The 1,324-nt window shown below is 71.8% G+C and carries 2 pseudogenes; both read right to left on the bottom strand.

The annotated features are described in order from the left end of the window. A pseudogene (locus AB4Y86_RS19030) lies at positions 1-385 on the bottom strand (hypothetical protein); the annotation flags it as partial. 677 nt (positions 386-1,062) lie between these two features. After that, positions 1,063-1,324, bottom strand: a pseudogene (locus AB4Y86_RS19035) (hypothetical protein); the annotation flags it as partial.

Consider the following 1,324-nt stretch of genomic DNA (forward strand, 5'->3'; position numbering starts at 1 on the left):
CCCGCCGGGTACTCCGGCATGCCAAGGTGAGGGCGTACGTGCCGCTCGGCAATTGCGTGGTGGTTTCGTTCCGCGTCGCCCCGGCGTCCRGCAGCCCCGAGCCGGTGTGGAAGATCCGGCCCTGGGTCGCCGGCAGCGCCTCGGCAACCCAGCGACTAAGCTCCGCGCCGCTCACCGGCCGGTTCAGGGCCGGGTCCCGGGGAAGCGCGGCGTCGGCAAAAGTCTGGGAAGGCGAATCCCGGGCGGAAAGTCCGTCGTCGTACTGGTACTCGCAGGCGGTCAGTCCGCAGGACAGGCCGGCGGCGATCGCGGCGGCAGTTAGGGCGACGGCGACAAGGTCACCGCCGCGCTGCCGCTGCGGCCGGGGAGCCAGCACAGGGAGCATATTCCGACTTTAGGCCCGCCCGCGGCGGCGGGCCAGAGCCGGCTGGACCGGCCACCCCGCACTGACCGGCCCTACGACGGCGGACGGCTCTCGATCCGGAAACCTGCCGCGGCGCCCAGGCCCGGATCCGTTGTATTACTGAAGATTTGGACTGTGACCGACCCCGATTCCAGGTCCACCGTCCCCTCGACGAGACGCCCGCACTCGACGCTGAGCTCCAGATGGCCCCCGTTTCGACCGCCGTTCTGCGAAATGGCCAGAAGGGCGCTCGGCGTTCCGGCGCAGGGCGGCGGTCACCGCATAGGAGCCCTTCCCCGGGGCCGTGAGCGAAGCGCGGAAACCGCTCCGGCCGATTCCGCCGGCCCCGCCCATCGGCACCGGCCCTGGCGGGTCCCCCAGGATCCGTGCAACCTCGGCCTGGTTCCGGGCTTGCCGGGCTGCCAGTTGCGGGTCTTCGGCCGGCAGCGGCAGACGGGCCGCGGACGGCCGGGCCGATGGGCTGGAGTCGGAGGCGGGGAGCCCGACGTCGTCCGCAACCTCGCAGCCGGCCAGTGCAGCAGCCGCCAGCGCCAGCACGATCAGCGGCGCCGCAGTCCGGCGCCCATGCCGTCCCCCGCCATGCCTTCCCCCGGCAGCAATCATGCCCTGAGCCTACTGCGGCCGGAGGCCGGCGCAAGTCAGGCCGCGGGCACCAGCTGATAGGCAAAAATGAGCGGGGCGTCCACGCTGGAGGCGCTGATCGTCAGCCTGCCGGCGGCGGGCAGCGTGATCCGGGCGGTTTCCCGGCTACCGTTACATGCGGCCCCCGCCTCTGTCAGGCGTTTGCCGTCGAGCGAGACTTCGAAGAATTCCTTGCCGCCGCCGTCGCAAGTCATGGTCAGGGTGTAGTTCCCCGCCGYGACGGGGGCATCCTTGGCGACCGGCTCACGGCTCAGGATC

Source organism: Arthrobacter sp. 2YAF22_2 (assembly GCF_052114645.1).
Classification (GTDB): domain Bacteria; phylum Actinomycetota; class Actinomycetes; order Actinomycetales; family Micrococcaceae; genus Arthrobacter.